This is a genomic window from Gulosibacter hominis, assembly GCF_904842695.1.
GTDB lineage: Bacteria > Actinomycetota > Actinomycetes > Actinomycetales > Microbacteriaceae > Gulosibacter > Gulosibacter hominis.
Genome location: NZ_CAJGWQ010000009.1, coordinates 21,687 through 47,728, shown reverse-complemented (window position 1 = coordinate 47,728; position 26,042 = coordinate 21,687). Strand labels below are relative to the sequence as shown.

General features: G+C 62.0%; 28 protein-coding genes and 3 tRNA genes. 11 read left to right on the top strand and 20 right to left on the bottom strand.

The window, feature by feature from the left end; translation table 11 throughout:
• The first annotated feature begins 41 nt into the window (after nt 1-41).
• Nucleotides 42-1,211, top strand: a complete 1,170-nt coding sequence (locus JMV54_RS07250) for a type IV toxin-antitoxin system AbiEi family antitoxin domain-containing protein (protein WP_201518248.1) — start codon at nt 42-44, stop codon at nt 1,209-1,211.
• 91 nt (nt 1,212-1,302) lie between these two features.
• On the top strand, nt 1,303-1,773 hold the full coding sequence (locus tag JMV54_RS07245; RefSeq protein ID WP_201518247.1) for an Lrp/AsnC family transcriptional regulator: 471 nt from the start codon (nt 1,303-1,305) through the stop codon (nt 1,771-1,773).
• Here JMV54_RS07245 and JMV54_RS07240 read toward each other — a convergent pair.
• The 4 genes from JMV54_RS07240 to JMV54_RS10715 form a co-directional block, all read right to left on the bottom strand.
• A complete protein-coding gene (locus tag JMV54_RS07240; protein WP_201518246.1) occupies nt 1,770-2,006 on the bottom strand; it encodes a glutaredoxin family protein in 237 nt (78 codons plus the stop codon). The two genes, JMV54_RS07245 and JMV54_RS07240, sit on opposite strands and share 4 nt — an antisense overlap.
• Nucleotides 2,003-3,247, bottom strand: a complete 1,245-nt coding sequence (gene nhaA / locus JMV54_RS07235; RefSeq protein ID WP_201518245.1) for a Na+/H+ antiporter NhaA — start codon at nt 3,245-3,247, stop codon at nt 2,003-2,005. Before nhaA ends, JMV54_RS07240 begins: the two co-directional genes overlap by 4 nt.
• Nucleotides 3,248-3,327: 80 nt before the next feature.
• Nucleotides 3,328-3,426 carry a 30S ribosomal protein bS22 gene (locus JMV54_RS07230; protein ID WP_005504750.1) on the bottom strand — a complete coding sequence of 33 codons (99 nt, stop codon included), beginning with the start codon at nt 3,424-3,426 and terminating at the stop codon, nt 3,328-3,330.
• Between the two features lie 81 nt (nt 3,427-3,507).
• Entirely contained in the window at nt 3,508-3,723 is a 216-nt protein-coding gene (locus tag JMV54_RS10715; protein WP_230972581.1) for a helix-turn-helix domain-containing protein, read from the bottom strand.
• A 157-nt stretch (nt 3,724-3,880) separates the two neighbouring features.
• On the opposite strand from JMV54_RS10715, the gene JMV54_RS07220 reads away from it, so the two are divergent.
• Nucleotides 3,881-5,290 carry a TrkH family potassium uptake protein gene (locus JMV54_RS07220; RefSeq protein WP_201518243.1) on the top strand — a complete coding sequence of 470 codons (1,410 nt, stop codon included), beginning with the start codon at nt 3,881-3,883 and terminating at the stop codon, nt 5,288-5,290.
• A complete protein-coding gene (locus JMV54_RS07215; protein WP_201518242.1) occupies nt 5,283-5,951 on the top strand; it encodes a potassium channel family protein in 669 nt (222 codons plus the stop codon). The genes JMV54_RS07220 and JMV54_RS07215 overlap by 8 nt, the downstream gene beginning before the upstream one ends.
• A 9-nt stretch (nt 5,952-5,960) precedes the next feature.
• Here the strand turns inward: JMV54_RS07215 and JMV54_RS07210 are convergent, their stop codons facing one another.
• The 5 genes from JMV54_RS07210 to ftsH are packed head-to-tail and all read right to left on the bottom strand — an operon-like array spanning nt 5,961 to nt 10,908.
• Nucleotides 5,961-6,524 carry a DUF3180 domain-containing protein gene (locus JMV54_RS07210; RefSeq protein ID WP_201518241.1) on the bottom strand — a complete coding sequence of 188 codons (564 nt, stop codon included), beginning with the start codon at nt 6,522-6,524 and terminating at the stop codon, nt 5,961-5,963.
• Nucleotides 6,521-7,492 (bottom strand): 2-amino-4-hydroxy-6-hydroxymethyldihydropteridine diphosphokinase, encoded by a 972-nt coding sequence (gene folK, locus JMV54_RS07205; protein WP_230972857.1) that lies wholly within the window; start codon nt 7,490-7,492, stop codon nt 6,521-6,523. Before folK ends, JMV54_RS07210 begins: the two co-directional genes overlap by 4 nt.
• On the bottom strand, nt 7,489-8,310 hold the full coding sequence (gene folP / locus JMV54_RS07200; RefSeq protein ID WP_230972856.1) for a dihydropteroate synthase: 822 nt from the start codon (nt 8,308-8,310) through the stop codon (nt 7,489-7,491). The genes folK and folP overlap by 4 nt, the downstream gene beginning before the upstream one ends.
• Nucleotides 8,307-8,921 (bottom strand): GTP cyclohydrolase I, encoded by a 615-nt coding sequence (folE, locus tag JMV54_RS07195; RefSeq protein WP_201518240.1) that lies wholly within the window; start codon nt 8,919-8,921, stop codon nt 8,307-8,309. The genes folP and folE overlap by 4 nt, the downstream gene beginning before the upstream one ends.
• A gap of 7 nt (nt 8,922-8,928) precedes the next feature.
• Nucleotides 8,929-10,908 (bottom strand): ATP-dependent zinc metalloprotease FtsH, encoded by a 1,980-nt coding sequence (gene ftsH, locus JMV54_RS07190; protein WP_201518239.1) that lies wholly within the window; start codon nt 10,906-10,908, stop codon nt 8,929-8,931.
• Between the two features lie 461 nt (nt 10,909-11,369).
• Here ftsH and JMV54_RS07185 point away from each other — a divergent pair, with 461 nt between their 5' ends.
• Nucleotides 11,370-12,098 (top strand): hypothetical protein, encoded by a 729-nt coding sequence (locus JMV54_RS07185; protein ID WP_201518238.1) that lies wholly within the window; start codon nt 11,370-11,372, stop codon nt 12,096-12,098.
• 76 nt (nt 12,099-12,174) lie between these two features.
• Here JMV54_RS07185 and hpt read toward each other — a convergent pair whose 3' ends face one another.
• Together hpt and tilS are read right to left on the bottom strand one after the other, a co-directional pair.
• Entirely contained in the window at nt 12,175-12,792 is a 618-nt protein-coding gene (gene hpt, locus JMV54_RS07180; RefSeq protein WP_201518237.1) for a hypoxanthine phosphoribosyltransferase, read from the bottom strand.
• Nucleotides 12,793-12,827: 35 nt separating this feature from the next.
• Complete coding sequence (tilS, locus tag JMV54_RS07175; RefSeq protein ID WP_201518236.1) at nt 12,828-13,862, bottom strand: tRNA lysidine(34) synthetase TilS; 1,035 nt, start codon at nt 13,860-13,862, stop codon at nt 12,828-12,830.
• 153 nt (nt 13,863-14,015) lie between these two features.
• Between tilS and ppa the strand changes: the two genes are divergently transcribed.
• Complete coding sequence (ppa, locus tag JMV54_RS07170; protein ID WP_201518235.1) at nt 14,016-14,504, top strand: inorganic diphosphatase; 489 nt, start codon at nt 14,016-14,018, stop codon at nt 14,502-14,504.
• 169 nt (nt 14,505-14,673) lie between these two features.
• Here the strand turns inward: ppa and JMV54_RS07165 are convergent, their stop codons facing one another.
• Nucleotides 14,674-16,056, bottom strand: a complete 1,383-nt coding sequence (locus JMV54_RS07165; protein WP_201518234.1) for a M23 family metallopeptidase — start codon at nt 16,054-16,056, stop codon at nt 14,674-14,676.
• A gap of 266 nt (nt 16,057-16,322) precedes the next feature.
• On the opposite strand from JMV54_RS07165, the gene JMV54_RS07160 reads away from it, so the two are divergent.
• From JMV54_RS07160 to JMV54_RS07150, 3 genes are all read left to right on the top strand, one after another.
• Nucleotides 16,323-16,395, top strand: a tRNA-Glu gene (locus JMV54_RS07160).
• Between the two features lie 56 nt (nt 16,396-16,451).
• Nucleotides 16,452-16,525 (top strand) — tRNA-Asp (locus tag JMV54_RS07155).
• Between the two features lie 51 nt (nt 16,526-16,576).
• A tRNA-Phe gene (locus JMV54_RS07150) sits at nt 16,577-16,649 on the top strand.
• Nucleotides 16,650-16,818: 169 nt separating this feature from the next.
• On the opposite strand, the gene JMV54_RS07145 is transcribed toward JMV54_RS07150, so the two are convergent.
• The 4 genes from JMV54_RS07145 to JMV54_RS07130 are packed head-to-tail and all read right to left on the bottom strand — an operon-like array spanning nt 16,819 to nt 20,281.
• Nucleotides 16,819-18,018 carry an ABC transporter permease gene (locus tag JMV54_RS07145; RefSeq protein WP_201518233.1) on the bottom strand — a complete coding sequence of 400 codons (1,200 nt, stop codon included), beginning with the start codon at nt 18,016-18,018 and terminating at the stop codon, nt 16,819-16,821.
• Entirely contained in the window at nt 18,015-18,719 is a 705-nt protein-coding gene (locus JMV54_RS07140) for an ABC transporter ATP-binding protein (protein ID WP_201518232.1), read from the bottom strand. The genes JMV54_RS07145 and JMV54_RS07140 overlap by 4 nt, the downstream gene beginning before the upstream one ends.
• Nucleotides 18,716-19,771 (bottom strand): peptidoglycan-binding protein, encoded by a 1,056-nt coding sequence (locus tag JMV54_RS07135; protein ID WP_201518231.1) that lies wholly within the window; start codon nt 19,769-19,771, stop codon nt 18,716-18,718. The genes JMV54_RS07140 and JMV54_RS07135 overlap by 4 nt, the downstream gene beginning before the upstream one ends.
• A 9-nt stretch (nt 19,772-19,780) precedes the next feature.
• Nucleotides 19,781-20,281, bottom strand: coding sequence for a hypothetical protein (locus JMV54_RS07130; RefSeq protein WP_201518230.1), 501 nt, complete (start codon nt 20,279-20,281; stop codon nt 19,781-19,783).
• 224 nt (nt 20,282-20,505) lie between these two features.
• Here JMV54_RS07130 and JMV54_RS07125 point away from each other — a divergent pair, with 224 nt between their 5' ends.
• Nucleotides 20,506-21,177: a response regulator transcription factor gene (locus tag JMV54_RS07125; RefSeq protein ID WP_201518281.1), complete on the top strand. Its 672-nt coding sequence runs from the start codon at nt 20,506-20,508 to the stop codon at nt 21,175-21,177.
• Nucleotides 21,170-22,345: a sensor histidine kinase gene (locus JMV54_RS07120; RefSeq protein ID WP_201518229.1), complete on the top strand. Its 1,176-nt coding sequence runs from the start codon at nt 21,170-21,172 to the stop codon at nt 22,343-22,345. Before JMV54_RS07125 ends, JMV54_RS07120 begins: the two co-directional genes overlap by 8 nt.
• Before the next feature lie 42 nt (nt 22,346-22,387).
• Here JMV54_RS07120 and JMV54_RS07115 read toward each other — a convergent pair whose 3' ends face one another.
• The 4 genes from JMV54_RS07115 to JMV54_RS07100 are packed head-to-tail and all read right to left on the bottom strand — an operon-like array spanning nt 22,388 to nt 25,972.
• Complete coding sequence (locus JMV54_RS07115) at nt 22,388-22,867, bottom strand: hypothetical protein (protein ID WP_201518228.1); 480 nt, start codon at nt 22,865-22,867, stop codon at nt 22,388-22,390.
• Nucleotides 22,868-22,870: 3 nt separating this feature from the next.
• The gene (locus tag JMV54_RS07110) at nt 22,871-24,502 is read right to left on the bottom strand and encodes an alpha/beta hydrolase (RefSeq protein ID WP_201518227.1); all 1,632 of its coding nucleotides are present in this window, start codon (nt 24,500-24,502) and stop codon (nt 22,871-22,873) included.
• Between the two features lie 29 nt (nt 24,503-24,531).
• Nucleotides 24,532-24,849 (bottom strand): hypothetical protein, encoded by a 318-nt coding sequence (locus tag JMV54_RS07105; RefSeq protein WP_201518226.1) that lies wholly within the window; start codon nt 24,847-24,849, stop codon nt 24,532-24,534.
• A 58-nt stretch (nt 24,850-24,907) separates the two neighbouring features.
• On the bottom strand, nt 24,908-25,972 hold the full coding sequence (locus JMV54_RS07100; RefSeq protein WP_201518225.1) for an FUSC family protein: 1,065 nt from the start codon (nt 25,970-25,972) through the stop codon (nt 24,908-24,910).
• Nucleotides 25,973-26,042 lie beyond the last annotated feature (70 nt).

The following is a 26,042-nucleotide window of genomic DNA, read 5'->3' as shown; positions in this document are numbered from 1 at the left end:
GGAGCACGTCGAGCGACTTCGTTGTCGTTCATGTGTCGATAGTGACGCGCCGGGCGGTATCGGCGCCAGATGCTGCGAGCAACTCCGGTCAACCGGCGCCAATTGTCCACATTTTGCAGACATTTGGCCTACTTTCCCTGCCGGATGCAGCCATTTGGCTGCCGGTTTTGGGGCGCCGTGAGTTCAGCGGAAGATTTCGACCCCAGGATGCGCTGAGCAACATCCTGCACCCAAATTGTTCCGCTGAACTCACCCTGAAACATTTATCAACAGGTCGACCAAAGACGAACTATCCACAGATACCTCACCGACGCCAGCAGTGCACGGCGAAAGCAACCACTGTGCTACGCATGAAGTTATTTGAACTTTTTCATCGCCACTCGGGCGTAGTGAGCACGATCCAGTTCGCCCAGGCCGGGATCCCGGCCAATGCGCTTACCCGCCTAGTAAAAGTGGGCACAATTCGCCGCGTGAGACGTGGCCTGTACACCTGCCCAGAAATACCGATCGGCCAAACCGGCCGCGCTCGACTACTCGGAGGCGCCATCAGCTGTATCACTGCGCTCAAAGAGCACGGCTTCTGGACGCCACCCAGCCGGGCCACACATCTCCGTCTCCCCGCAAAACGCTTCACAGCTCATCAGCGGAACCAGGTGACGGCAAAGCTGTTCGCTTCGGCGGTCACGCACCCGACCACCACCGAGATCACTGCCAGCTATGACGGCTGGCAAGATGCACTCCAATGCGCCTCACAGTGCTGCTCGCGGGATGAACTCGTGGCGATCATCGACTCTGCTCGACGACACCAGATTGCTGCCACCGGCGACATCATTGCGGCATGCAGCGGCAGCAGCGCGCTGCTTACCGCCTGGGAGCTGAGTGACGCCCGTTCAGACTCGGGCATTGAAACACTGGTGCGGTTGCGGCTGCGCAAGTTGAAGCTGCGCTTTTCAATTCAACACCAGATTGGCCGCTGGCGTGTGGATTTCCTCATCGGAAACTGCCTCGTTGTTGAGATTGACGGATTCGCTTACCACTCCGACGTCGAAGCATTTGCCCGCGACCGCGAAAAAGACCGCTACCTACAAGAGCGCGGCTACACCGTGCTGCGCTTCACCTATTGGGATGTTATGCACCACTGGCGCAGCTGCGAGGAGCAGATTCTGGGGTTCGTCCGCGCGAATCGGCACCGTTCGCAACCGCGGCAGTGAGTTCAACGGAACATTTCGATCCCAGGATGCGCTGAGCAACATCCTGCCCCCAAAATGTTCCGCTGAACTCACGGTGACCTACGCTAAACCCATGCGAGAACTCGACGAGATCGACCTGGCGATCGTGCGCGAGCTGCACAATGATGCGCGGCTCTCGGTGCGGGCGCTCGCCGAACGCGTGCACATCTCCCGGTCGAGCGCGCATGCACGGGTGCAATTGCTCGAGGATGCGGGTGTCATCACCGGCTACCGCGCCCAGGTTGATCTCGCCAAAGTCGGCCGCCCGGTGCGCGCGATCCTGGTGATCGACACCGGCGCCTCCCCCGCCGGCAGCGAACTCGCCACCGATCTCGCGGGCGTGCCCCATGTGGTGCGCACGCTCACCATCGCCGGCGATATCGACTACGTGGTTGAGGTGGCCGCACCCTCACACGCCGATCTCAGCGCCACCGTGCTGGAGGGCGTGCTGAAACTTCCCGGCGTGGTATCGGTGCGCACGCACCTCATTATTGGCGAGCACCGGGGCGAACCGGATGCATCCCAACCGACCACAACCGGCTAATGGATGAGCGCCGCCCGCAATCGCCCGGCGTCAACAAACCACTGCGAGTGCTGCTCACCGTCAAGTTCAACCACCGGCACCAGCTCGCCGTACCGTGCCTGCAGTTCGGGGCTCGCGTCAATATCGTGGCGCACCACTTCGGCACCGGCGGCAGCAGCCTCGGCCAGCACCACTTTGAGCGCGTCGTCGCAGAGGTGGCAGCCCTGGCGTTCATAAAAATCGATGCGGGTCATGGCAGGAATGCCTCGTCTTCATCAAGCTGCTCATTAACGGCCGCCTTTGCTCGCAACCGCAGCGTCACCGCGGCGATGGCTGCCGCCGCGATCGATCCGAACAGCACGCCGAGGTGCGCGTAGTCAGTGAATTGTTCCTGGCTGCGGAATGCAAGCTCGCCGATGAGCAGCGACACGGTGAACCCGATGCCCGCCAGACCGCCGAGCGCGGCCACATCTGCGAGGTGCATATTGTTGTCGAGTTTGAACATCGGCAACCGGTGCAGCAGCAGCACGGTGAAAAAGATGCCGATGGGTTTGCCGATGAGCAGCCCCAGGAAGGTGCCGAGAAATACCGGATGCTGCAGCGCATCCAGCATGGTGCCGCTGCCGACCGCCACCGGCACACCGGCCGCGAAAAACGCGAACACCGGCAGCGCAAAACCCTGCGAGAGCGCGTTCCAGTCGTGTTCCATATCTTCGGCAAACGAAATCTCTTGGCCGCGTTTCGGAAGTGCCGGCACGACAAGCCCCAGCAGCACGCCAGCGATCGTGGCGTGCACACCCGAGCAGAGCATGAAGTACCACGCCAGCACGCCCAGCGGAATCAGCACCACCGCGAGGTTGATGCCGCTGTTCACCACCAGCGCGTAGACCATGATCGCTGCGATCGCTGCCAGCAGCCACCAGAAGTTGAGGTGCTGCGTGAAAAAAATGGCGATCACGAGGATGCCGAGCAGGTCATCCATCACCGCCAGGGTGAGCAAAAACACGCGGAATGGTGATGGCAGCCCCTTGCCGAATACGGCGAGCACGCTCAGCGCGAACGCAATATCGGTGGCCACCGGCACCGCCCAGCCCTGCATCGCATCCACGCCGCTTGTCGCAACGACAATGGCATACACGGCTGCGGGCGCCACCATGCCGCCCACCGCGGCAGCGATGGGGAGCGCCGCTTTGCGGGGGTCGCGCAGTTGTCCGGTGACGAATTCGCGTTTGAGTTCGAGCCCCACCACAAAGAAGAAGATGGCCAGGATGCCGTCGCTGGCCCAGCGAGCGATCGGCATGTCATCGATGCCGAGGAATGGGATTGGCAGGTTGAAATTTTTCACCGCCGTGTACGACGGCTCGAGTGGCGAGTTTGCGAAAATAAATGCCAGCAGTGCGGCGAGCAACAGCAGCACCCCACCCACTTTGCGGGAGCCGAGTCGTTCTTTCAGCGAGAACGTGTCGTCCGGGGGTCGATTTCGCAGCACTGCCATGCGGTACATGGTACGCCGCTGCAAAAATCCTGGGAAAACGGCGATGCCCCGCCGATAAGCGGGGCATCTGCATAGCAGCGCTACTTCTTGTTGCGGCGCTGGTGGCGAGTCTTACGAAGCAGCTTGCGGTGCTTCTTCTTCGACATGCGCTTGCGGCGCTTCTTGATCACTGAACCCATGGGCTCTCCCAACTATCTGGAAAATGTTGACGAACTCACCGATGAAGCGCATCGGCGAAAATTTGCGCTCATACGAGCTTACTACGCACTACGCGTTCCGGTCGCACCCGAGATCGCTTCTTGCACCGACGATTCCGGCACTCGGAACGAACGACCAAATTTCACGGCGGGTAGCTCGCCCGCATGAATCATGCGGTACACGGTCATCTTCGAAACACGCATTAGCTGCGCGACCTCGGCCACAGTCAGGAAACGAACGTCTTGCAGGTCGTTCGCTGCGCGCTGTTCTGGCGTCACCGCAGGCTCACTTTCTGTGGCAGATGTAAACACGTGATAGCTAAACCCTAGAGTGTCGCCGCCAATTCTCCAAGTGCTGGCACTAAGGTTCGCCCGCGAACGAAGCAAATCGCACCGCCGGTGGGCGTGCTTCTCAAACGCGAGTAGCATCGTAGATATGCCGTTGCTTCAGCGTTGGCGCCAGGCAATCTCGAGAATAAGTTCGGCTTCGCCGAGTCGGTTTGCGGTGCTGGTGTTCACTTCGATCATTTTTTTGTGGTCGTTGTTGCTCACGCTACCTATTTCTTCGGCCGACGGTACCCCCACGAGATATTTGGATGCGCTGTTCACCGCGGTCTCAACGATCTGCGTGACGGGCCTGTCCACGGTGGATATGGGCACGCACTGGTCGCCCTTCGGCAATGTGGTGATCTTCCTCGGCATTGAGGTTGGCGCCATCGGTGTGTTGACACTGGCATCCATTCTCGGCAGCGTGGTGACCCGCAAACTCGGGCTGCGACAGCGGCTTATCGCCGCCTCAGACGGCAACGCCCTGCGATTGCATCGCGGTGCGGTCTCCGAAAGTCAGGCCGTTCGCCTGGGTGAGATTGGTGGGATGCTCGCCACAGTGGCGCTGTCGCTCGTCATTATCGAGACGATTATTGCGCTGTTCATCCTGCCGGTTTTTTGGGCTTCCGACCTGGTGACCCACTGGTGGGATGCTGTTAGCTATTCGTTCTATTACTCGGCCAGTGCCTTCACCAACACCGGTTTTGCACCGAATCCCGGTGGGGTTGCCGAGTTCGCTGATAATCGCTGGTTTTTAGGATGCTTGGCTGCGGCAACATTTCTCGGCTCGCTCGGTTTTCCGGTGCTGTTCGCACTGGTTCGCTGGGCGCGCGACCGCTCCAAGCGTCCCGGTGTGCATGTGAAGCTGACGCTGGCGGCAACGCTGGTGCTGTTTGTGCTCGGCGCGCTCACGCTGTGGCTGCTCGAAAGTGGGAACAGTGACACTTTCGGTACACGATCTCCGATCGAGGGGCTGCTGGGTGGCTCGTTCCTGTCGGTAATGGCCCGCTCGGGTGGTTTTTCGACAATCGACATTAATGCGATGAACGACTCGTCACTGCTGGTGCTGGACGCCCTCATGTTTGTGGGTGGCGGTTCGGCCTCAACCGCCGGCGGCATTAAAGTGACGACTCTGGCGGTGCTTTTCCTGGCGGCGGTTGCTGAAGCCCGCGGCAGCTCGGATCTGCAATTGTTCCGCCGCCGCATCCCGCACGATGTGTTGCGCCTGGCCATTGCGGTGGCGCTTTGGGGTGCCATGGTGGTGGGGCTCAGCTCCATCCTGGTGATGTCACTGAGCGGCGCCGGGATGCGCGAGGCAATATTCGACACCATCAGCGCGTTCGCTACCGTTGGCCTATCGACCGGGCTGACCGAGTCGACCACCCCGGCGGCGCAGCTGGTGCTTGCGGTGACCATGTGGCTTGGACGCGTGGGGACTGTGACGATGGCAGCGGCAGTTGCTTCGAGCGAACGAAAACAGCTGTATCGACTTCCTGAAGAGAGGATCATCGTTGGTTGACGCGAACAGCAAAAATTCACCGGTGCTGGTGATCGGCCTGGGCCGATTCGGTGCCGCTACCGCCGGACAGCTGCAGCGGCAGGGCCGCGAGGTGCTCGCCGTAGACACCGACCCCGATCTGGTGCAGAAGTGGGCCGAGCGGGTCACTCACGCCGTGCAGCTGGATGCGCGCAATATTGAGGCGTTGCGACAGATCGGTGCGCAGGAGTTTTCGGTGGCGGTGGTTGCCGTGGGCACCTCGATTGAGGCGAGCGTGCTCGTGACCGCAAACCTGGCGGATCTAAAAATCAACCAGATTTGGGCCAAGGCCATGTCGTCCACGCACGGCCGCATCCTCAAACGTATCGGTGCACACCACGTGATCTACCCCGAAGCCGAGGCCGGTGAGCGCGTGGCGCACCTGCTCGGTGGCAAGATGCTCGACTTCATCGAGTTCGACGACGAATTTGTGATGGCGAAGATGTATCCGCCGAAGTCGATCCGCGGCAAGTCGCTGCGTGATTCACAGGTCCGCTCGAAGTACAGCGTGACTGTGGTGGGTGTGAAATCTCCCGGCCAGGAATTTACCTACGCCACGGCCGACACCGTCATCACCAACTACGACGTAATTATTGTGGCGGGCACAAGCGATAGCGTCGAGGCCTTTTCGGTCGTGACGTAGGCGCCGCTTTTAGCTTGTTTCAGCGCTAACCCCGGCGGTGTCCTGTGGCGGCAGTCGGCACCACGATTCAGCGATCAGGCCGGCAACCAGCAGCACGAGCGCACCGCCGCTCGAAAAAAGCGTGAGCAGCGCACCCGAATTGACGACAGTCCGCGAAATCAGCCACAGCAGCGTGCCCCCGGTGAAGCCCAAAAAGAGCGTGCCAACCAGACTTGCAGCCTTGGCGAGGGCGAGCGCAAACACCGCTCGGAACGGGTTCACCCGGTGCGCGGTGGCCTGCTTTTCGGCTGCTGCGGCTGCGTGCTCAGCCGCCGTGTGCCCGGCCGTGCCGGCCACGGCATCGGATGCCTGCTGGCGACGGCGCACGGCTTCACGCAGCCGTGAGGTGTATCCGCGCACCGGCCACGCCACAGCCAACACCGCCAAACCGATCACCGCGAGAGTGATACCCAGCAGCGGCGACGGGATGAACGCTGCCGAACCGGTGCTCACCAGCCACAGTTCAAAGGCCCAACCGACCACGCCACCGGCGATGACCGCGAGCACCAGAGTGAGCGGATTCGTTGGTGTCACCCTCGATACCTCCGCACCTCATCCGTGGTTTGAGTGAGTAGCGCGGCGATTGCGCCACGGCCGGGGATTGTGGCGGTGGGCTCAATTTCAGCCCACGGCGCCAGCACAAATGCGCGCTCAAAGGCGCGCGGATGCGGCAGCTCAAGGGTTTCGTCGGCAAATTCGAGCCCGCCGTGTTCGATGAGGTCGAGATCGAGAGTGCGACTCCCCCAGCGTTCGGCGCGCACTCGGCCGTGCTGGTCTTCGATGCGCAACAGTTCACGCAGCAGCGCGTGGGGTTCGAGATCGGTGTGCACGGTCATGACGGCGTTGAGGTAGCTCGGTTCGCTGTCATCCACTCCGTGCGTGGTCAGCGCCGGGGTTTCGTAGAGTCGTGAGCGGCGGTGCGGCCACACGCCCGGCAGCGCTTCGATTTCATCCATTGCCTGTCGGATTGCCGCTTCACGATCGCCGAGATTGGCGCCGAGCGCGATCACGGCGCGAGCGGTGGGGCGCCGCAGCGCCGTCGGTTCGGGGCCCTCCGGGCGGTAGCGCAACACGCTCACCGACACATCCTCAAAGCGCAGTTTTACGGGCGCCTGCGGTTTGTGCACAGTGATGCGCACCGCCTGCGGGCCGGCAAACGCGAACGTGACCGCGGCGAGGCGTTCGGCGAGGGTTTCAAGCAGGTCGACCGGCTCATGGAGCGCCACCTCGTAGAGTGCCCGCATGAGATGACCGTAGTGCAGGGTGTCGACAATATCGTCGCTATCGGCTGCCGCGCGGGTGTCGAGCCACACCTCGGCATCGATGTAAAAATCTTGACCGTTTGCGCGCTCGTGCGCAAACACTCCGTGCCGGCCGTGCACGTGCAATCGTTCAATATGGATGCGGTCGAGCTCGGGAGACGGTAGTGCCGGATGCGCTTCGGGGCCGGGTCGATTGGGCATCAATTCGAGTGCCCGAGCAACCGGATGCTGCCGGGTCATTGCTGCTTCCCTGCCCGCCACGACCGCGCCACCGCTATTGCGGTGGCGCTGGCCGCGACATTGTGCACCCGCACGCCCCACACGTCCCGCTCGGCGCACAGGGCCGATACCACTGCCGTGGGCAGATCGCGTTCAAGTATGGGCGCGGTTTCAGGCAGCAGCGCGCCCATGAAGCGCTTGCGACTGACGCCGATCAGCAGCGGGTGGCCGAGCGTGAGGAAGTCGTCGAGACGCTGCAGTACCGCCCAGTTATCATCGTGGTCTTTTGCGAAGCCAAGCCCGGGATCAAGAATGATCTGTTCGGCGTTCAGCCCGGCCGCCAGCGCGCGGTCACGCATCCCAATCAATTCGGCAAGGATTTCGCTACCGGGGTCGTCGTAGTCGGCGAGGTCGTTCATCACCACCGAGTGGCCGCGCCAGTGGCTGAGCACATAGGTGGCGCCGGTTCGGGCCACAAGTGGCAACATTTCGGGGTCGGCACGCCCGCCCGAAACATCGTTGATGATGACGTCGCCAAGTTCGAGGCAGGTGGCTGCGGTGGCAGCGTTCATCGTGTCGAGCGAGACCCGGATGCCGCGGGCCAGCAGCTGCTCAACCACCGGCGCGACACGCTCCAGCTCTTCGGCCTGTGGGATGCGCTGGGCACCCGGCCGGGTGGATTCGCCCCCGACATCGATGATGGTGGCGCCTTCGGCCACCATGCGTTCGGCGGCAGCGACGGCACTCGCGCAGCGCTGTTGCGGTTCGGTGGCCTCGTGTGTGCCGCCATCAGAAAATGAGTCGGGGGTGACGTTGAGCACGCCCATGATTTCAGTCACAGCATCTCCTCGCGCTGGTCGTCAGCGCCGTGCTCAGCGCCGTGTTCAGCAGCGCCGAGGGCGATGAGCCGGAACACTTCGGCTCGCGCTTCACCGGCCACCAGCGTGCCGCGCGCAGCCACCGAAACCGAATCGGAATCGCGCTGTTTGGGGCCGCGGGCGGCGACGCAATCCTGCCGAGCTTCAACCACCGCGAGCGCCCCGCGGGCGTCGAGCCCGGTGATCAGCGCATCAACGAGCTGTTCGCCGATGCGTTCTTGCAGTGCCAGGCGGGCGGTGCAGGTGGCGACCAGGTCGTGGATGCGACCGAAACCGGTGATCCAGTCGCCGGGCAGGTAGGCCACGTGAATCCAGCCGTCGAATGGCAGCAGGTGGTGTTCGCATATCGAGCTGAAGCGAATATTGCGCACCAGCACGAGGTCGTCATCAGCTGCCGGGATGCGGCCCTCACGCAGAGCCGGTACTGGGTCGACTCCTTCGCCGGCCAGGAGCTCGGCTGAGGCGTCAGCCACCCGGTCGGCGGTGCGCTCCACGCGCGGGTCGCCGGCCAGCCCCCAGGCGTCGATGAGTTCGACAATCGCTGCCCGGGTTCGTTCGCGGTCTACGGTCATGACGCGCCTATTCCGCGACGTTCGGGTTGGTGTTGGGGCCGCCGTGCGCGGTGCCCGGTCCCGAGCCGTCCATCTCATCGGCGCGCAGGTGTGGTTTGAGTTCAACCGGCGGCTGGTTTGAAATCGGACGGCTTGGGCTCGAAAGCCACTGTTCGCGTGGCGGCAGTTTGGTGATGTTGGCGAACATTTCGTCGAGTCGCTCGTGGCCGAGGGTCTCGTGTTCGAGCAGTTCTGCGGCGAGCTGGTCGAGAATCTCGCGGTTGGCGGTGAGCACCTCGTAGGCCTCCTGCTGCGCGTTTTCGAGCAGTGCTTGCACTTCGGCATCAATCTGCGCGGCAACCGCTTCACCGTAGGGTGCACCCTGGCTCTGCGCGTAGGGCGAGTCACCCTCGCTATCGCCAAATTTCACGGCGCCGAGCCGGTTCGACATACCGTATTCGGTGACCATCCGGCGTGCGGTCTTAGTGGCCTTTTCGATGTCGTTCGAGGCGCCGGTGGTGGGGTCGTGGAACACGATCTCTTCGGCGATTCGGCCACCCATCGCGTAGGTGAGCTGGTCGAGAAGCTCATTGCGGGTGATCGAATATTTGTCTTCGAGCGGCACCACCATGGTGTAACCGAGCGCGCGGCCGCGAGGCAGGATGGTGATCTTGGTCACGGGGTCGGTGTGGTTGAGCGCGGCTGCAGCGATCGCGTGGCCACCCTCGTGGTAGGCGGTAATGAGCTTTTCTTGGTCGTTCATCACACGGCTGCGGCGCTGCGGGCCGGCAATAACGCGGTCGATCGCTTCGTCGATGGCACGGGCGTCAATGATTTGCGCACCCATTCGAGCGGTCAGCAGCGCCGCCTCATTGAGCACATTGGCAAGGTCGGCACCGGTAAAGCCCGGGGTCTTGCGGGCAACGACAGCGAGATCAACATCGGATGCGATGGGCTTGCCTTTGGCGTGCACCTCAAGAATCTGCCGGCGACCCTCCATATCGGGTGCGTCGACACCGATCTGGCGGTCGAATCGACCGGGGCGTAGCAGTGCGGGGTCGAGCACATCCGGCCGGTTCGTGGCGGCAATCAGCAGCACGTTCGTGTTGTTATCGAAACCGTCCATTTCAACCAGCAGCTGGTTGAGGGTCTGCTCTCGCTCGTCGTTACCGCCGCCGAGGCCGACGCCACGCTGGCGACCAACCGCGTCGATCTCATCGATGAAGATGATGGCTGGCGCGTTTTGCTTGGCCTGCTCAAACAGGTCGCGCACGCGCGAGGCACCCACACCGACGAACATCTCAACGAAGTCAGAACCCGAAATCGAATAGAACGGCACCTGTGCTTCACCAGCAACGGCTCGAGCCAATAGTGTCTTACCGGTTCCGGGAGGGCCGTACAGCAGCACACCCTTGGGCACCTTGGCACCCACAGCCTGGAATTTTTGCGGCTGTTTCAAGAACTCCTTGATTTCGCCGAGTTCTTCGAGTGCTTCGTTAGCACCGGCAACATCGGCGAAGGTGACCTTTGGGTCTTCTTTGCTGACGAGTTTGGCGCGTGATTTACCGAAGCGCATCACTCCGCCGGCACCGCCCTGGGCGCTCGAGAGCATCAGCCACACAAAAAACCCGATCAGCACCAGCGGCAGCAGTAGTGATAGTGCGGTGCTCAGCCAGTTGGGCCCGGGAACCTCGTCGTTATAGCCGCCGGCAGGCTCGGCCTTGTTCACCGCATCCACGACCGCATCGGCGCGCGCGGTGACGAAGTAGAACTGTACCTGCTTGCCGAATTTTTCGTCGGGCTTGGTGAGTTCGACATCGACACGGTTTTCGCCGTCGACGATTTTCACCTTCTCGGCCCTGCCTGATTTGATCAGCTCGATACCCTCTTGCGTGGTCACCTCACGGCTGCCCTGCATGTTGATGAGGCTGAAACCAACCCCGATGAGGATGACAGCGATGAGCACGATGGCGATCGGGCTCTTAAGGAATTTTTTCAGGCTCTTCATGTTGACTATTGGGAACTTTCGGTTCGACTTTGTCACTCACCGGCAGGCGGCGGCGACAAAATTGCTGGCGCTCGCTGACTGAACTCTACCCGTGCCGGATAGTGTTCAGCCGTGAGTGGGCCGCTTGATCGCCGAGCGCGTATTTGCGTACGCAGCTCGCCAACGCACACCCGTAAGTAAGACATCCGGAAGTTCTGGCAGCAGCCACAAAACTGCTCCGTCAGCCGGCAACTCGCCCCCCCACCGAGCCGTGCCTTGCAGTTACACATAGTTACAAGCTTCGTGCGCTTAGATTGAAGTTCATTTATTCTTCACTAAGATTGACCCGCACTGCATACGACCCCAGATGGATTTTTGGGTCGCCAGGCGAAGAATATTGGTGAACACCGACTAGGATTGGTATAATTTTGCCCCGCATTTCCGAAGCTCAAGCCCAAAGCGGTACCGGGCCTGCTTCTAAAATGGTCCGCCTCACACTGTCAGCCAACCTACTCGACCGGTTTCTCGACCTCGCAGATCGTCTGCAGCTCGAACGGACCGACCTCATCGACCTGTTGGTGATGCGCGGCTGGCCGACTGAACTTGAATCGGGGGCGCTGCAAGAAGCCGACACCCGGCGCGCCGAGCTCGCCACCGAGCTGCTCGAGGGTTTTGCCAATGGCAAAGCACTCAGCCGATTCGATGTTGAATCCCGCATTGAATCACCCGTCAACGTCACCGCGCTGCGCATGGCCGCACGCCGTGAAATCGATCCGAACGAGGTCGATCCCGGCCAGGGCTTCACCCGCACCCACATGGGAATGGACCTGCTTGACAGCCCCGAAGAGGTCTGGTCGCAGGCACGCGGATACTGGACAGCCCAGCCCGACGCTGAGTACCTCATCCCAGTTCGCCTCGGCTACGCCCCCTACGTTTTCCGCACCAATCGCTGGCAGCGCACCGAGGGCAGCGTGCGCCGTGTCTGGGCAACCAGCGGACACTTCATCGACCTTGAAAAACAACTGGCGGTGCCACTGGTCGACACTCCAAACTTCGACGCCCCAGCAAAACTCGATTATTCGTCGGCAGCCCCGGCCAGCGAGCTCGACCTCCAGGTCGCCAACGCACTTGCCGGCCACATGATTGCATTCACCGTTGGTGCCTCAAACCCGGTGGTGCGACTGCGCCAACGCGGCCACAGCCTGAGCTAGCTGTATCACGTAATGGCCGGGCATCCCCGATCGGATGCCCGGCCATTACGCGCTAAAACTTCAGCTGCGGCAAAAGCTACGGTGTCGGCAGCCCCGGGTTGACCACTCGGCGGGCGGGTTCCACCGGCGCATCAATCGTCTCGCCACCAAACACCTCCGGCCGCAGCACCACAACATCACGCAGATTGCGGTATCGCTCGTCATAGTCGAGCCCGTACCCCACCACAAATTCGTTCGGCACATCGAAGCCGATGTATTTGACGAACACATCCGACTTCAACCGCGTCGGCTTCCGCAGCAGTGTGCAGATCTCTACCGAAGCAGCCCCGCGCGAGCGCAGGTTTTCACTCAGCCAGGTCAGCGTCAGACCCGAGTCAATAATGTCTTCAACAATGAGCACATCGCGCCCCGACACATCCGTATCGAGGTCTTTCAGAATGCGCACCACGCCCGACGACTCGGTGCCCGAACCGTACGACGACACCGCCATCCAGTCCATCTCGAGATCGATGTTCATAGCCCGCGAAAGATCACTCATCACGTACACCGCACCCTTGAGCACACCAACAAGTAGCGGATTACGACCGCGATAGTCACTGTCGATCTCACGGGCAAGCTCGGCCAACCGGCCGCGAATCTCGTCTTCGGTAATCAGAATTTCACGGATCTGATCGTGAATCTGTTCGGCGCGCATGCCTGACCTTTCTCAGTCGCTTCGGTGGTGATGGCTCAATTCTCGGTTTCGGATGCCTCGTGGTCGGCGCCGTCAGAGCGCACGGCCCCAAAAAAGAGCTGTCCGGCCGAGCGCTCAACGCGAATGCCCGGCAGATCGATCGGCCCCTGCCCGCGCCACTCGGTGGCAAGCGCAGCCACAGCCATCGTGTGCGCCCGGCTCAGCGACACGCCAAAGCCCTGCTCGGCAACCAGTCGGCAAATACGTTGCCGCAGCGCGGCCGGTTGGGTTACCAGACCGCCGACGTCGAGCGTAATCCGCCCCTCAGCATCCACATCAACGATTTCCCGCGCCCACTCGGCTGCCAGTGCATCCAGAGTTTCGGCATCCTCTCGCAGCGTCGTCGCGGTACGCGCGAGCGCCTCGGCAATTCCCGGACCCAGCTCGGCCTCGAGCATCGGCATCACGGTTTTACGAATCCGCACCCGCCGGAATCGCTCATCGTCATTCTGCGGATCCTGCCACGGCTCCAGTCCCTGATCCGCGCAGGCCTGCTCGGTTTCGCTGCGGCGCATCCCGAGCAGCGGCCGCACAAGATTGCCATTCACCGCTGCCATGCCGTGCAGTGATTTACCGCCCGAGCCTCGAGCCAGGCCAAGGAGCACGGTTTCGGCCTGATCGTCGAGCGTGTGGCCAAGCAGCACATACTTTGCATCCACCCGCTTACAAACTCGCTCAATCGCGCCATAACGCGCCGCGCGAGCCGACGCTTCGGGCCCCGCCCCGTCATCAACGACCTCGACCCGCTCAATAATTACTGGGTCAAGCCCGAGTTCACGCGACTGCTGGGCGGCGCGTTCAGCCTGCTCGGCCGAACCCTCCTGCAGCTGGTGGTCAACGATCACACTCCCCACCCGCAAACCGGCTCGCGGACATTCGAACGCTGCCGCAGCGGCAAGCGCGAGCGAATCGGCGCCACCTGATAGCGCAACAAGCACGAGATCGCCCTCGCTGGCGACGCCCCGCAGCGCATTACGAACCGCGCGGCGAGCATCCGCTACTGGAGGGGTGAGACGGGGACGAACTGACACGCTGCCAGCCTACTGTGCCCGCGTTGGACATGCAGTATCTATTGCAGGATGGATCGCCGAGTTTTTGCGCAGTTCGGGTAGCCACTGCAGCCACCCGGCAATTGCGCGCGGTAGCCTAAACGCAAGCATTCGTTCTATTTCCAAGGAGTACCGATGGGCGCATACGACGTTGTCATTGAAATCCCCCGCGGCAGCCACAACAAATATGAGGTCGACCACGAAACCGGTCGGGTCTACCTCGACCGCGTACTGTTCACGCCGTTTGTTTATCCCGTCGACTACGGGTACTTCGAAAACACTCTCGCCGACGATGGCGACCCGCTCGACGCCCTCGTGATCCTCGAATACCCGGTGTTCCCCGGGGTTGGTCTAAAGGTGCGCCCGGTCGGGGTGCTCCACATGTCAGACGAGGCTGGCGGCGACGACAAGGTGCTGTGCGTGCCCGCCAAAGATCCGCGTTTTGCCCACATCCAAGACCTCGAGGATGCACCGGAAGACATCCGCAACCAGCTCAAGCACTTCTTCGAGCACTACAAAGACCTTGAGCCCGGCAAGTGGGTCAAGGTCGACTCGTGGGGCAACGCCGCCGAAGCCGAGCAGATCATTGAAAAGTCGCTCGCCGCGTACCAGCCCGCCAAATAACGCAGCTTCGGCAGTGATCCAATGACTGCCTGACGCACTGAGGGCCGAGCACCATTACGGTGACTCGGCCCTCAGCGTCTCAACACCGGGAGCGGAGTTTTTGCACCCGCCTGCGCCGCAACGCATCCTGTCGCGAGGCACCGCAGGCGCAGGTGCCCAGTAGTAGTAACTAGTAGTAGTAGATTCCGCGAGCGGCAAACCAGGGCTGTGGATCAACCAGGTTCCCGTACTCGGTGATCTCGATGTGCAGGTGGCAGCCTGTTGACGGCCCGGTCGTACCCGCATAGGCGATGACCTGACCGGTCGAGACGTGCTCGCCCCAGCCGACCGCAATACCGCCCGGCATGATGTGTGCGTAGCGGAAGGTGTTAACGCCATCATCCGAGGTGAAGTCGACCATGTTTCCATAGCCGTCGGTCCATCCCGCGTAGGTTACGGTGCCCGAGGTGACGGCGTAGAGCGGCGTACCGCAGGTACCGTTCACCACGAGGTCAAGCCCCGCGTGCAGTCGCCAGGTGCCATAGACCGGATGCAGGCGGTAACCGAACGGGTCGCTCACCCAGGCGCCGGCACCGATCGGGCCGCTGATGCCTGATGACGACTGTGCTCCGCCGCCGCCACCACCGCCACCGCTCGGCGCACTGGGAGCCGGGCTACTCGCGGCAGCTGCGGCCGCAGCCGCGCGCTCTTCCTCTGCCCGCCGGCGACGCTCTTCCTCTTCACGACGACGCTGCTCTTCGATGCGTTTACGCTCAATTTCGCGCAGTCGCTCACCCTCGCGATAGTCGGCTTCTACGACATCACGGCGCTCTTCAAGCGGCGCCAGCATCGCCTCGAGCTCGGCACCGCGCTCGAGGGCGTGGTCGCGTGCCTTCTGCGCCTCAGCCTGCGCCTGCTGTGCCTCGCGGTATGCGGTCTGCGCCTCGGACTCAAGCCGCTGACGCTCTTCAAGCGCCACCTTCGCCTGCTCGTTCAGCTGGTCGGCATTATTGCGCTCGATCACGGCCGATTCATAAACGGTGCCGCTGTGGCTGCCGAGCTTTGACAGCGTCGACATGCTCTTCAAAAAATCATCAGCTTGTTCGGGCTGGGCAAGCAATTGCAGGGTGGGATCGTTTGAAACCCGGTTTGCCATTGCGGCCGTCATCGAGCCCGCTTCAGTTTCAGCCTCGGATGCTCGATTTGCGGCATCATTCGCTTGTTGCTCGAGCGTGTACTGCTGCCCCGCCGCTTCGTTGGCGGCCTGCTGCGCCTGACTGTAGAGGTTGCCTTTCTCTTGGGCCACCTGCTCAGCCTCGGCCACCTGACCCTTGAGCTCCTTGATTTCGACGTGGATCTCATCGATGAGCTTGTTTTGCCGGTCGACATCACCCTGTGCGGCGACGACGTCATCCCAGGTTGCGTACTCGTCGAGCGATTTGGCGAGCGCGCTGGGACTCGAACCAAAGTGCATCCCGGCCAGCACGAGCGCGCCGGTCATCGCCGCTGCGGCGAACGTTCGACGGAATGTCGCGGCGTACTTGGCGCGCATGCGTTCCTTTCGGTTCTTCAACTTCGGATCCAAGCCTCGGGTCCCAAGCCTCGGGTCGAAGCCCGGGGTCGAGGCCATCTTTAGTAGTTCACATTCGACACATCTGCCACGTGTTGCACAAATGTAACAAATGCCACACTGGCCACAGTAGTGTTCCTGCGCGCCGAATGTAACCCCTGCGATGCAGGTAATTAGCCATGACGCGCCGTACCGACACGACTCGACTTGCACAATGTGCTGAATGTGTTCTAAGCTCTTACCTCGGCGGTCCGCATGGACAGGGCCTCGGCCCCATCGTCTAGTGGCCTAGGACACTGGCCTTTCACGCCGGCAACACGGGTTCGAATCCCGTTGGGGTCACCGCGACAGCTGTCGCAAGACCTGTTATGCTAGACCGTCAGTAAAAATAAATATGAGGCCCTGTAGCGCAGTTGGTTAGCGTGCCGCCCTGTCACGGCGGAGGTCGCGGGTTCAAGTCCCGTCAGGGTCGCGAGTGACGCCCTCTTCGGAGGGCGTTCCACTTGAGACACGCAAGTGCCTCGGCTCTGTAGCTCAGTTGGTAGAGCGTTCGACTGAAAATCGAAAGGTCACCGGATCGACGCCGGTCGGAGCCACTGAAACCCCCGGAGATCCGGGGGTTTTGAGTTTTCCGAGCCGCCACCGCACTGCCACCGTGAGTTCAGCGGAAGATTTCGTGCCTTCGATGCGCGCTCAGCCATCCTGGGCCGGAAATCTTCCGCTGAACTCACCACCGCTCACGTGCGAGGCAAGCATTCGCAGGCACTAAGCAGCAAGCGCCTCAGTCGGCGACACCTGCGCCGCCTTCATCGCGGGGAGCATCCCGGCAACAGCACCCACAACGATGGTCACCGCCACACCCAGCAGCGCAATCAACGGCGGCACAGTGGGCGTCCAACCGTTGAGCAACGACACCGCGACAGTACAGCCCACACCCAGCACGAGCCCGGCAAGCCCGCCATAGGTCGCGAGCATCACCGCCTCAACCAAAAACTGCTTGCGCACATGCGCGCGCGTCGCCCCCAGTGCCCGGCGCAAACCGATTTCACGCCGCCGCTCAAGCACGGTAATCACCATGGTGTTTGCCACGCCGATACCGCCCACCAGCAACGCAATCGACCCCACACCCACCAGCAGCCCGGTGAAGGCCGTGTCAATGGCGTGCTGTGCCGCGAGCGTGTCGGATGGCCGGCTGACACTCACCTCGTTGGGTGATTTCGGATTAATAGTTGCCGGGATGAGTTCCCGCACCGACTCAACCGACGCATCCGTCGAACGCTCGTAGAGCGTGGTTGGCGACCCGGTGAATCCGAGGCGCTCAGTGGCATGCGACGCACCAACCAGCACCGAAGTATCAAGCTGTGGCGCGAGTGCCGAAGGTTTCAGGATGCCCAGCACCGTGTGGTTCTGGCCGTCAATATTCACCATCGAACCGGGCGAAACAATGCCCAGCCGCTTGGCTGCGGTTGCCCCGAGCACCGTGGTCGGATACTGCTCGGTCGCGTCGTTGAACCAACTGCCGGTTTGCAGCTCGCTTGACGTTGCCGAAAGCAGCCCGGTGTCGGTTGCTGCCACCGTCAAGCTGTTGGTGGCTGCCGGGTCGATATAGCTGCTGCGATAGGCAGCAACACCAGACAGGTTCGCCACCCAACCGACCTGCTCCACACCCTCGATGCGGTGGAGCCGCTCGGCCGAGTCGGCCGGCAACCTGGTCGATTCGCCACTGAACGTCTTGCCCGCCGTTACGGTCAGCAGGTTCGTGCCCAGCGATGCCAGTCGCTCCTGAATTTTTGCCTGGCTCGACAGCGAGATGCCGATCACGGCAATCATCGCGGCAATACCGATCGCAATTCCGAGCGCCGATAGCGTTGCCCGCACGGGATGCGCGCGCAACCCCTGCCAGCCCAGGCGCAGTAGATCATCCTGGCGAAGGTGTGAGCGAGATTCTTCCCGATCGAATGTCATGCGACTCCTTCCTCCTGCTGGCGGATATCAGACTCGAGCACACCGTCGCGGATACTGATCTGTCGCCGAAACCCGGCCGCCAGTTCGCGGTCGTGAGTGATCACCAACACCGTCGTGCCGGTGCGGTTGAGGTCTTTCAAAATCTCAACCACCTGGGCACCAGAGCGGGTGTCGAGCGCGCCGGTGGGTTCATCGGCGAGCAGCAGCGGCGGGTCACCCACAACGGCGCGAGCAATCGCCACGCGCTGTCGCTGCCCACCCGAAAGCTGTCGCGGAGTGTGGTCGGCACGGTCACCCAGGCCCACTCGTTCCAGCGCTTTGCGCGCGCGTTCACGGCGCTCTTTTAGCGGCATACCCGTGTAGAGCAGACCCGTGGCCACGTTATCGGTGGCGGTCTGCGCATCCTCGAGATGATATTGCTGAAAAACAAAACCGATCAGGTGCGCCCGCAGCGCCGAAAGTTTTGCATCGCTCGCTTCCGAAACAAGGTGGCCGGCGATGGTGATCTCGCCCTCGCTGGCCCGGTCGAGTGTGCCGATGAGGTTCAGCAGCGTTGATTTACCAGAACCACTCGGCCCGGTGATCGCCACCATTTCACCGGCATCGACGGTGAAACTCACGTCGACGAGCGCCGTTGTTGGTGGCGAGCCGTATTTTCGCGACACCCCGCTCAGCGTCAAAAGTGGGTCGGTGGGGCTCATTCGCCCACCACCACTTTGTCGCCCTCGTGCAGATCGCCGCTGGTGATCTCAACAAGGTCGTCGGCAAACGCACCGAGCTCTACCTGCACGCGGGTGGGCACGCCGTTTTTGATCACCTCGACAGCGTATTTACCGCCGGGTTCGGCAAGCAGCGCCCGCACCGGCACCGCAAGCACGCCGGTGGCGATAGTGCGGGTGGTCGCCACATTGACAGTCACATCAGCGTAGGCCTCGGCGGCAGCCGGGTCGGTGAGCGAAAGCTGCACCGGCACCTTCACAGTTTTTTGCCCCGATTTGTCTTCTTGTTCAACCGGCGGATCAACCGATTCCACAACCGCCTGGGTGGTTGTGGAATCGGGCAGTTTCACATCAACCTTGGCTCCCACCGGCAGCAGACTGCGCATGTTCGAAGGCACTTCGGCGGTCACCACCTTTGACGTGCCCGTAACTTCCAGCACCGAGGTGCTTGCCGCGTCACCGACCTTGGCCTGCTGTGCGCTCACCTGCACATCACCGGGGACAAACACGACCCGGCCAAGTTCGAGCGTGGTGCTCCATTCGAATCCGTTGTCTTTTTGCCACTGGGCGACGGCGGATGCGGTTGCCCAGCCATAGTGCTCATCGGGTTCGTCTTCGAAGTAGCCGAGCGCCTGCAGGTTCTGTTCAAGCTGCATCACATCGTGACCGTCTGACATTCCCTCTTCAAAGTTCCGCCAGGCGGGCACCTTGCCGTGCATCGTGAACACGGGACGCTCATTCACACGCATCATCTCGGTGCCGACCGATAGTTTGGTTCCGGGCGCGGCTAGCGAAGTGATGGTGCCCGTCAACTGGGTGCCGTAGGTGGCCGCTTTGCCGTGATTGAGGGTGCCTTTTGTTTCGACCCGTTCAACGAGGTCGGTTTTGGTAACGGTGGCGGTTTCGGCGGCCGGTGAAACGGTGTTTGTTGATTCGTCGGTGTTGGCGTTGTTCATCAGGGTGAAGCCGGTGACACCGAGCGCAATCGCAACTACCGCTGCGGTTGCGGCGATAACAATTCGCTTTTTTGGCATCAACAGCCCCTACTCGCCCTGGCTGATGAGACCAGCCTGCTGGCTGCAGCGCTCAACATCAGCCGGGTCGGCTTCGGGGCCGCCGTTCTGCTGCACGACGAAACCGTTTGCATCCGCCTGCGGGTCGGGTACGTCATAGCCGGCTTCACGCATGCACTTCGCGTAGGCGAGCAGCTGCTCGTTCAGCTGCTCATCGGTCACCGAGTCGGCGCTCTGCGGAGCCGGCCCCACCTGGTCGGCGCAGTTCTGCAGCACCGCCGCTACGTCGACGCCGTCCTCGTTCGTTTCGATGGGCGAGCCATCGGGGTTGACCGGAATGCCGGCGTTCGCCGAGTCGAGACCGTTCTCTTTCAGGCAGCGGTCGAAGTCGTGCTGCCACTGCTCCATGCTCGCGGCCTCATTCTGCTGCAGCTCGGGTTCGTTTGCCGAACATCCGGTGAGCGCGAGCATTGCGCTCGCACCGATCATGAGCGCGGTGACAGCAGTGCGTGAAGTGCGTGTGCGGAACATAGTGAGATACCCTTCGATTTCTGAATTATGTTGTGGGCGTCAAGATGACGGCCCGTTCAGGACATGTCCCAGTTCACGCGGGTGAGGGTTGCGGCAGCGTAAAAGAAAACACTTACGTTTCTTTTACCCACTGCGTGCCAAACTGAGGCTGTCAGCGACCGCTGGGGCTGCTAGCGACCACTGGCCACAATCTGAGCGGCCCGCAGCCAGCCCCGGGAGGAATCATTCGCGTACTCATCGTTGAAGACGAACCGTACCTCGCCGAGGCAATTCACGACGGACTCGCACTGCACTCCATTTCGGCCGACACTGTCGCCGATGGCCGGGATGCACTTGCCGCCATCGATGTCAACGACTACGAGGTCGTGTTGCTCGACCGCGATATTCCCGGGATGAGCGGCGATGAGGTTTGCCGGCTCTTGAATCTGCGCGAACAGCGACCGGCGATTTTGATGGTCACGGCTGCCCGACGCACCCAGGAAAAAGTCGACGGGTTCCAGCTCGGCGCGGATGATTACCTGGCGAAGCCCTTTGAGTTTGCCGAGCTCGTGGCTCGGGTGCGGGCGCTCGCTCGGCGCCAGTTCACGACTCGACCAACCCGTTATGAAGCCGCCGGTGTCACGCTCGACCCGTTTCGCCACGAGGTCACTCGTGACGGCCGCTATATTCGCCTCAGCCGCAAGGAGTTCGCGGTGCTCGAGTCGCTGATGCGTGAACCTGGCCGCGTGGTCAGTGCCGAAACGCTCCTCGAAGAGGCGTGGGATGAAAACGCCAACCCGTTTACGCAGTCGGTGAAGGTCACCATCAGCTCGCTACGCCGCAAACTTGGCGAGCCGTGGGTGATTCGCACCAAACCCGGTGTCGGCTACACGATCGAAGCGGCCGACGATGATTAAGTCGCTTTCATCGCTCGGCCACCGCCAGCAGCGCTTCACCGCCCGCACTCGTTTGGCGTTTTGGTATGCGCTGCTGATGATTCTGTGCGGTGGTGTACTGCTGACGCTGATCATGCTTTTTATCGGCTATGTGCCCGACTACGGGTTCAATTCTGGCACTGTCGACAGCACCCAGGGGCCGCTGGTGATTGCCGTCGATGACCCGGAAATTGTTACCGGCGATGTCAAAATCGCGGTCAAGAGTCAGGCCGATTTGCTGACGCTTTTGCTGCAGGTGTCGATCATTGCGTTGATCGGCTTGGTCGTGCTGAGTTCGGTGGCTGCGTGGCTTTTGGCGGGCCGGATGCTGAAACCGCTCGCGGCCGTGAACGAGGCCGCCAAACTGGCCGCGGATGGGCGACTCGACCATCGCATCGGGCTCACCGGCCCGCACGATGAGATCACCGAGCTGGCACAAACCTTTGACGAGATGCTCGAAAATCTTGAGCGTTCCACTGCCGCGCAGCGCCGCTTCACGGCGAACGCCTCACACGAACTGCGCACACCACTTGCCACGACGCGGGCGATTCTCGATGTGCAGCTGTCGAAACCCGGTGCGGTCGACCGTGAGGTGTTGCAGAAGTTGCAGCGGGTAAACGAGCGCAGCATCCGCACCGTTGAATCGTTGCTCGATCTCGCTGAGCTTGAGGTGGGCAGGGTCGAACCAACCGAGTGTGATCTTTCAAGCGCGGTTGCCGCTGTACTGCGTGAGTGTCAGCCGGAGTTTGCCGAACGCGAGCTGACTGTCGAGCGTGAGCTGGCACCGACGACCGCGTTCGGTGACGAGCGATTGTTTCACCAGCTCGCGCAAAACCTGATTCAGAATGCGATTCAGCACAATATTGATGGTGGCAGCGTGACGGTGAGCACCCGGATGCGTGATGGCGGTACCCGCGCCGAGCTCACGGTGCAAAATACCGGCGAAAAAACTGATGCGGCACAGCTGGGCCAGTTGACCGAGCCGTTCAAAACCACGAAGGGCCGCACCGGTGGCACGAACCGCGGTCTCGGGCTATCGATTGTTTCGGCAATCGTTGAGCGCTCGAACGGTTCGCTCGACCTGGCCGCGAACGACGGCGGCGGTTTGCGCGTCACGGTGACGCTGCCGAGCCAAGCACCCGCGGCCTAAGGGGCCTGGCCGCGGCGATATCAGCGCGCCGCAGCCGACGTCCTAGCCCTCGTGCCCGGTCTGTTCGCGCGGCAGCAGCGGTGCCGAGCTCGCGGTGATACCGGTGTGGCTATCCGCCTTCACCGTGGCCCACACATAGCCGCCGTTGCGTTCATCCACCCACACGGCACGTTCAATATCACCGACACCGAACCCGCTGCGCTGCGCCCGCGAAAAACCGAGCGGCGGGAAGATTCGGTTACCGATTTGAATGATCGTCTCGATCGGCATTGGTTGGCCACGCACGGGGCTCGTGTGCACCACCACCGCCATGCGCCCATCCTCAACTCGCGTGGGGGTCAGGTATTGCGGCGGTTGGGTGATATCACGCAGCCACTCGCCCGCACCGCTGGCACTCACGCGCTTTTGGAAGCTCTCGATGCGGGGCACAATCTGCTCGAAATACTCCTCAGCGCACTGCCGATTGGCGAGATCAATATCGTCGCCAAAGTCACCAAAAAGATCGTTGTGAAGAGTTGACATCGCCTATTTATTCCCTGCAATCACGGCTGCGAAGTCTGACAGGATGCCCGTGGAATCTTGCCCCTCGGGAACCCTCAAGTAGGTGGAGTGGCGTGAAAACGGGTTGAGCGACCAGTGGTTACGGATCCCGTCATCATTCGACAGATGCTCAATCCCATCAACCTTTGTCGGGTTTTTCCCGAATGTGGCGTCGGGCCCAACTCCCTGAACCCAGTCGTGGCTGTCAACGGCCGACACATAGGTCTGACCGGCAACGTTATATTCGCGCACATCCTGCACGCCCGACCCCGGCGACCCGAACATCACCAGATCGTCCACGACCCCGACATTGACGTCACGCATCCCCATACCCGCGGTGGTCGAGCCATATGAGTGCCCGAAAACGGTCATCCGGGGATCGCCGTGGTCTCCATAGGCGCGAGAGGCGTGCATTCCCTCAACGAACCGGTTCAGGTTTCCGGCGCCGTCGTGGGCCCGGCCGGTGAAGGCGACCTCCCCTAGCGTCTGGGGTGCGTCATAACCGATCCACGAGACCATCGCGATGTCTTCGGTGGGGATGCCCTGTTCGATCGAGGTGATGTTTCGCAGGCGCGTCGTATCAGACACCATCCCCGCCATTGAATCGTGAACGTTTGTTGTCATCCCCGGCACGAGCGTGGCCACATATTTGGCCGAATCGACGTCGCCGGTGGCGATCGCCGCACGCACACCTTCGGGGCCCGAGGCGTCAAGCAGCAGCAATTGCCCGCCCGCCGCGCGCGTATCCCGAATTGTGTAGAGATCGTTGAGCCGGTCCTGAGCGTCCTGAACCGCACTGTTTGCGGCCGCTAGCCCCGGATACGCGACGCTCCGCCCCTTTTTCGCCTCGGCCAGCTCTTTTTCGGCCTCTTCGATCAGTTTCGGTAGCCGGTTCATATTGGCTTTGTCGCGCGAACGACCATCAATACCGTCGAGGTTGCCGATGGCATCGGGATGCTTGTCAATGATCTGCTGCTGCTCTTCGACCGTGAGCGAGTTCCACCAGGCCGCAACCTCCCGGTCGCTCCACCCCGGCTGCGGTAGATCGGGCAGCCCCTGCGCAAACGCATCGGCGCGCTCGGCCGTCACATCGCCGCGTTCAACCGCCGAGAGCCGGCCGTGGTAGGTGTTGTCCACTTCGACGGCACGGCGAACCGAGTCGGTTACCTCGCCGCTGAGATGGTCGCGATCACGTATGGCCTGGTTCTGCATCACGAACCCGGCCGTCGCGTCAATCCGGAACATCTCGTTGATTCGCTGCTGGCGAGGGGCCGCGATCGAGACGATTCCGGCCGTGTGAATCACCAGCTCCTTGATCGCTTCCAGGCTCTTGCACTCGTGCACGCGGGTTTCGACATCTGCGACTCCGCTGGATGCCTGGGCCGTTGCCATACTCAACTCGCTCAGCAGCGACACCGAAACGTTGGTATCGGCCGAGTTTTTTTCGGTTGCCCGCTGCGCTGCGCTCACCGTTTCACCGCGCGACTGCAGCGCGGTGCGGGCATCGTCGAGGTGATCGGCCGCGTCACGCAAGCCGTTGCCGCGCTCATTGAGATCGCCGACGGTTGTGTCGAGGGCGGCGGGATGCCATCCAAGAATGTCGTGCCAGCTGACCATCGCTATGTCTCCGAGTTCTGATGTCCGCGCTAGTACTGGTAACCGGGTGCCGTGCACACGGCGGCAAATTTGCCACCAAACGCTTCGTCAGCCGTGGTGAAATCGCTGTCGGCAGCCCGACACGAGACGCCGTCGTTGCTGAGCCGGTCTGCAATAGCCTCGCAGCGGTCATCCACCGATCTTCCGGCAGCTACTGCTTTGCTGCCAGATTTTGCACCCGGCATGGCGGTGGCTACCGATCCGAGCAGCGTGGCAGCGTCGGCCGCTTTGCGGATCGCCGCGCTCGCTGAGTCAAGCTGGCCGGCAAGCCGGGGCAACTCGCCCGCAATAATTTCGACATCCGCCATTTGCTTTCTCCTTCTCGGCACTGCGGCGAGATTATAGCCCTAACGCTTAGCGCGGCCGTTACAGCTGTTCACCGAGCAAAATTTCGCGGATGCGACGCTGGTCTTCCATGAGCGAACCGATCAGGATCCAGTTTTCTGATTTCGGTGGCCGGATTTGCAGGGGCGCGGTGAGGGCCGGGATGGCAGAGGTAATCGGCTCGGGGTTCACATCCGCTTCAAACACGGCCAGGCGTACGTCGTGTGCTTGCCGGCGCAACTGCTCGGCGATCTGCGCGGAAGCGGGTTCGTCGATGAGCGAATCACTGTAGTGGTCGAACACCGCGCGGGTCATTCCCACCACGCGGTTCACGATGGGGCTGAGCTGATCGTTGAGCAGCTCGCGCATCTGCTTGAGGTCGCGGTGGTGTTTGGAGCGGCGCGGGTTCATGGTGAGCGACTCATCAGCATCCGCGATACGTTCGATGGCGTTGTCGCGCATCGGCCGCAAGAGTCGCGCCTCAATCATGAGCCGCTGCAGCTGCGCTTGGCTCTGTTCGGCGGTGAGCGCATCTGCCAGACGGTTGAGTGCCTGGGCAACTTCGCCGCCGAGTATTCGCAATTGGTCGCGCGCGGCTTCGGTCTGCAGCGGCGGCACCAGGAGCGCGTTGATCGCCAGCCCGATGATGGCACCGAGCACGGTTTCGAGGATGCGGTCGAGCGCGTAGTTTGCGCTGGTTGCGCCGAGTGCCAGCACCAGCAGGGCACTGATCGCGATCTGGTTGCTCGTGGGTGGGGTGGCGCGAATCGCCCAACCCACACACAGCGCCAGCACACAGGCCGCGAGAATGGTGATGCCGCTCACACCGAACACCGCACCCAACACGCTCGAGATCAGCACCCCGAGCACCACTCCAATAGTGCGCTCGATGCCTCTGGTGAGCGACTGGTTGACGCTCGGGGCCACAATCAGCATCGCGGCGATGGCTGCGAACACCGGTGTGTCGGTGCCCACCAGCCACTGTGCCACATACCAGGCGGCGATTACCGCGATCGCGGTTTTCAGCACCTGAAGCAGCGGGCCGCGACGTTTGACACGCAAGGCAGTGGCCAGTTGCTGACTGCGTCGCTTATTGGTGGCTGACATTGTTTCTACTGTAGCGATGCCCGCCGGAAAGCGAGCTCGGGCCCAGCTCCGGTTGGAGGCTGGGCCCGAG

Excerpts from the sequence above, each read along its gene's own strand:
- JMV54_RS07245 (WP_201518247.1), top strand. The coding sequence starts at position 1,303 with ATGCGAGAACTCGACGAGATCGACCTGGCGATCGTGCGCGAGCTGCAC.
- JMV54_RS07240 (WP_201518246.1), bottom strand. The coding sequence starts at position 2,006 with ATGACCCGCATCGATTTTTATGAACGCCAGGGCTGCCACCTCTGCGAC.
- nhaA (WP_201518245.1), bottom strand. The coding sequence starts at position 3,247 with ATGGCAGTGCTGCGAAATCGACCCCCGGACGACACGTTCTCGCTGAAA.
- JMV54_RS07230 (WP_005504750.1), bottom strand. The coding sequence starts at position 3,426 with ATGGGTTCAGTGATCAAGAAGCGCCGCAAGCGCATGTCGAAGAAGAAG.
- JMV54_RS07220 (WP_201518243.1), top strand. The coding sequence starts at position 3,881 with ATGCCGTTGCTTCAGCGTTGGCGCCAGGCAATCTCGAGAATAAGTTCG.
- folK (WP_230972857.1), bottom strand. The coding sequence starts at position 7,492 with ATGACCCGGCAGCATCCGGTTGCTCGGGCACTCGAATTGATGCCCAAT.
- folE (WP_201518240.1), bottom strand. The coding sequence starts at position 8,921 with ATGACCGTAGACCGCGAACGAACCCGGGCAGCGATTGTCGAACTCATC.
- ftsH (WP_201518239.1), bottom strand. The coding sequence starts at position 10,908 with ATGAAGAGCCTGAAAAAATTCCTTAAGAGCCCGATCGCCATCGTGCTC.
- JMV54_RS07185 (WP_201518238.1), top strand. The coding sequence starts at position 11,370 with ATGGTCCGCCTCACACTGTCAGCCAACCTACTCGACCGGTTTCTCGAC.
- hpt (WP_201518237.1), bottom strand. The coding sequence starts at position 12,792 with ATGCGCGCCGAACAGATTCACGATCAGATCCGTGAAATTCTGATTACC.
- ppa (WP_201518235.1), top strand. The coding sequence starts at position 14,016 with ATGGGCGCATACGACGTTGTCATTGAAATCCCCCGCGGCAGCCACAAC.
- JMV54_RS07145 (WP_201518233.1), bottom strand. The coding sequence starts at position 18,018 with ATGACATTCGATCGGGAAGAATCTCGCTCACACCTTCGCCAGGATGAT.
- JMV54_RS07140 (WP_201518232.1), bottom strand. The coding sequence starts at position 18,719 with ATGAGCCCCACCGACCCACTTTTGACGCTGAGCGGGGTGTCGCGAAAA.
- JMV54_RS07135 (WP_201518231.1), bottom strand. The coding sequence starts at position 19,771 with ATGCCAAAAAAGCGAATTGTTATCGCCGCAACCGCAGCGGTAGTTGCG.
- JMV54_RS07130 (WP_201518230.1), bottom strand. The coding sequence starts at position 20,281 with ATGTTCCGCACACGCACTTCACGCACTGCTGTCACCGCGCTCATGATC.
- JMV54_RS07120 (WP_201518229.1), top strand. The coding sequence starts at position 21,170 with ATGATTAAGTCGCTTTCATCGCTCGGCCACCGCCAGCAGCGCTTCACC.
- JMV54_RS07115 (WP_201518228.1), bottom strand. The coding sequence starts at position 22,867 with ATGTCAACTCTTCACAACGATCTTTTTGGTGACTTTGGCGACGATATT.
- JMV54_RS07110 (WP_201518227.1), bottom strand. The coding sequence starts at position 24,502 with ATGGTCAGCTGGCACGACATTCTTGGATGGCATCCCGCCGCCCTCGAC.
- JMV54_RS07105 (WP_201518226.1), bottom strand. The coding sequence starts at position 24,849 with ATGGCGGATGTCGAAATTATTGCGGGCGAGTTGCCCCGGCTTGCCGGC.
- JMV54_RS07100 (WP_201518225.1), bottom strand. The coding sequence starts at position 25,972 with ATGTCAGCCACCAATAAGCGACGCAGTCAGCAACTGGCCACTGCCTTG.